A 3,589-nucleotide genomic window follows, 5' to 3' on the forward strand; every position below is an offset into this window, starting at 1 on the left:
CTACTGGCAGGGCGACCTGCTGGCAACCTAGCTCGGTGCCAGGCCCACCACCCTAACCCAATCAGTAGGGGAGTATCTTGATCAAGTGATAGTGGTTGAGAGCTAGTTTTTGTTCATAGCTCCTCTCTCTTTATAGGAGAGGAGCTCAGGTTTTGCATAAGGTTTCACCTGTCAGTTCAACAGGCTAGATCCCATCCCAAACATTCCTGCATCACCTGGCCCAATAGGTACAGGGATCCGCAGATTACAGCTGGTGGCTCAGTGAGGTTTTTCGGCTTGAGCAACTGAGCCCGAAGAGCGGAGAGATTGGGCAGTGCCCGTGCCGAGGCGAGATGAGGCTGCAGAGTCTGGGCTAGCTGAGCAAGTTGCTCGGGATCCGTCCCAGAGTGGCCGGCAATTGGCAGGGCAAAAAAGCAATCTCCCGGCCGCAGCAGGGTACTGAGAATGCCCTGGACATCCTTGGTGGTGAGGATGCCCATATACCAGGTGAGGGGGCCAGGTTGATACTTATCCAGATAGCGACGGAGAGCCTGGGCAGCGGGTAAGTTGTGGGCTCCATCCATCAGCAACTGACGGGATCCAATCTGCACCCGCTGTAAGCGCCCCGGCCAACGGGTGATGGCAAATCCTTTTTCTACAGTGGCATCAGGGATCCGCCAGCCCTGTTGCTGTAGGGTTTCCACAACGGCAAGAGCTACTGCCGCATTGGTGAGTTGTACATCGCCGCTGAGGGGCAAGGTGAGGAGCTGCCCTCGCCAGTGGACGGTTTGAGGCTCTGACCATCGCAGAGGTTCGACCATCTTCAGGGGGCTTCGCAATTGCTCTGCCTTAGCTCGGATAACTGCTGTGACCTCTGGGGTTTGGGGTGCGCACACTGCCGGGATCCCTGGCTTGAGAATACCCGCCTTTTCAGAGGCAATTTGGGGAAGGCTGTTGCCCAAGCGCTGCCAATGATCCCAGCCGATGGAGGTGATAGCCGTTACCACTGGCTCGATCCCAGCATTGGTAGCATCCAGCCGCCCCCCCAGGCCCACTTCTATCACTGCCACATCCACCTTTTGCCGGCGGAAGTACAGCCAAGCGGCAGCGGTGATAACCTCAAACTGGGTGGGAGAAGCCTCGTCAGGGGCATAGGTTTGTAGGCAGTCTCGCACCTGGGCCAGCGCTTGGCTCCAGTCGTTGGCGGAAATGTATTCCCCGTTCAGCCAAATCCGTTCCCGCCAATCTACTAAATGAGGAGAGGTGTAACGACCCACACGATAGCCTGCCGCCCACAACACGTGGCTGACCCAGGCACAGACAGATCCTTTGCCGTTGGTGCCGGCTACGTGGATGGCCGGGATCCCAGCTTGGGGCTGTCCTAGACGCTGCAGCAAGACTTGCATGCGTTCCAGACTGAGATCCACACCAAAATGGCCCAGGGACTCCAGAAAGGCCGGCCAATCCCAGTCTGGGATCTGGGACAGGGTTAGGGACAAGTTGCTCTGGTTCAAGCAAAGACTCCGTCTTGCCAGGGTAGGTGAGATTTGGGATTTTTTCTAGGGATCAACAATTCTAGAGGTTCACTACAAAAGCGTCACGGATGCCCGGCTGCTTGAGCACCTCTTCCAGGATCCCATCCGGCAGGGGATCGTCCAAGCTGAGCACCATCACTGCATCGCCGCGGATGATCTTGCGCCCCACCTGCATGCTGGCGATGTTGACATTGTAGGCTCCCAGCAGGGTGCCAATCCGTCCGATGATTCCCGGCATATCCCGGTGCAGGGTCATCAGCATGTTGGCGGAAGGGGGCACATTCACCGGGAACTCGTCGATCTGGGTAATCCGCACCTCTCGCTCCCCAATCAACGCCCCCGAAACCGAGCGGATCCCATTGGGGCCATGGGCAATCAACGTCAGGGATCCGGAATAATCTTTCAAAGAGGGATCTCGAGTTTCCACCACCCGAATGCCCCGTTCTTTGGCCTCGATGGAGGCGTTGACGTAGTTGACCCGCTCCCGCAGCGCCAGCGTCAAAAGCCCTTTGAGGGCGGCAATGACGATCGGCTGCCCATCTTTTTCCGCCAGATCTCCCTGCAGGCGGATCTCCAACTGGTTGACGCGATCCCCCGCCAATTGGCCAACCAAGTTGCCCAGGGTTTCGGCCAAGTCCAGGTAGGGTCTGAGGTTTTGCAGCACCTCTGCCTGTAAGCCGGGGATGTTCACAGCAGAGCGGGCCGGCAGCCCCAGCAACACATCGCGGATCTGCTCGGCCACATCGATGGCCACGTTCACCTGGGCTTCTTCGGTGGAGGCCCCCAAGTGGGGAGTGAGCAGGACTTCCTTGCCCAGAGAAAACAGCGGAGAGTCCTTCAGGGGCTCGTTGGCAAATACATCCAAAGCCGCTCCGGCAATTTGACCGGATTTCAGGGCTTCGTACAGGGCTTGTTCATCCACCAAACCGCCACGGGCGCAGTTGATCAGGCGGGCGGTCGGCTTCATCATGCGGAAGGTTTCGGCGTTGAACAGGTTGGTGGTTTCAGGGGTTTTGGGAACGTGCAAGGTGATGTAGTCCGATTCCTGCACCAAAGTTGTGAAGTCCACCAGGCGCACCCCCAGTTGCTCTGCCCGCTCCACGGACAGATAGGGGTCATAGGCCAGCAGCTTCATCCCCATCGCCTTGGCAATCTGGGCCACATGGGATCCAATCCGACCCAATCCGACAATCCCCAGCGTTTTTTTGTAGACTTCTACGCCGACAAACTCTTGCCGATTCCACAGGCCCGATTTCAGAGAGGCATTGGCATCAGGTATGTGGCGGGAGAGGGCCATCATTAAGGCAATGGCGTGCTCGGCAGCGGCAATGGTGTTGCCCTCTGGGGAGTTGACCACCAGGATCCCGGCTTTGGTTGCGGCAGGCACATCGATGTTGTCAACGCCAACGCCCGCCCGCCCGATGATCTTCAAGTTCGTCCCCGCCTCGATCACCTCTCGGGTAACCCGTGTACCGGAGCGCACCATGATGGCATCGTAGTTGGGGATGACCGCGATCAACTGCTCTGGGGTGAGCTGAGTTTGCACATCCACCTGAGCGACTTGGGAGAGAATGTCGATCCCCGCCTGATCGATGGGATCTGTGACGATGACTCTGGGCATAAGCAGCGCTGGTCTAGTGGGATGGAGGGCAGTAAGAAGCAGGGATTAGCGCAAGTTGAGGTGGATCTCACCGGCTGAGCCAAACTTTGACCCAACCCCAACCGGCACACCTTAATCTACCGCGAAAGTCCGCCGGTCAGTCGAAGGCTCGCTTCTGTGGAAAGCTGCCAGCTCCCAAAGGTTCTGAAGGCCGACAAACCCATCGAGCTGGCTCGGAGGAGAAATGGGCGCACTAGGACAGGGATCCCACCGGGGCAAGATATTTTCCGTCTATGAGAAAGATGCCATTGGCAAATTGCACGCTGTAGGTGCCCAACAGCCGTCGCTGCAGGATCACCCCTTGCTCGTGCAAGCGGATCAAATGGGCCGGGCGCAACATCGGCATTGGGTCAGCCGTTTTTAGGTAAGGAGGCATCTCCACCACTTGAACCGTTGCCCCCACCGGCAGTAAACC

Annotated in this window: 3 protein-coding genes; all 3 read right to left on the reverse strand. The window is 58.0% G+C overall.

The window, feature by feature from the left end:
• Nucleotides 1-176 precede the first annotated feature (176 nt).
• The gene (locus tag NW849_RS14055) at nucleotides 177-1,493 is read right to left on the reverse strand and encodes a bifunctional folylpolyglutamate synthase/dihydrofolate synthase (RefSeq protein ID WP_414358434.1); all 1,317 of its coding nucleotides are present in this window, start codon (nucleotides 1,491-1,493) and stop codon (nucleotides 177-179) included.
• A 61-nt stretch (nucleotides 1,494-1,554) separates the two neighbouring features.
• On the reverse strand, nucleotides 1,555-3,135 hold the full coding sequence (gene serA / locus NW849_RS14060; protein ID WP_414332254.1) for a phosphoglycerate dehydrogenase: 1,581 nt from the start codon (nucleotides 3,133-3,135) through the stop codon (nucleotides 1,555-1,557).
• A gap of 232 nt (nucleotides 3,136-3,367) precedes the next feature.
• Nucleotides 3,368-3,589 (reverse strand): DUF3148 domain-containing protein (locus NW849_RS14065; RefSeq protein WP_414358437.1); only part of this gene is annotated, 222 nt, incomplete at its 5' end.

The organism is Synechococcus sp. R55.3 (genome assembly GCF_047461975.1).
Taxonomy (GTDB): Bacteria; Cyanobacteriota; Cyanobacteriia; order Thermostichales; family Thermostichaceae; genus Thermostichus.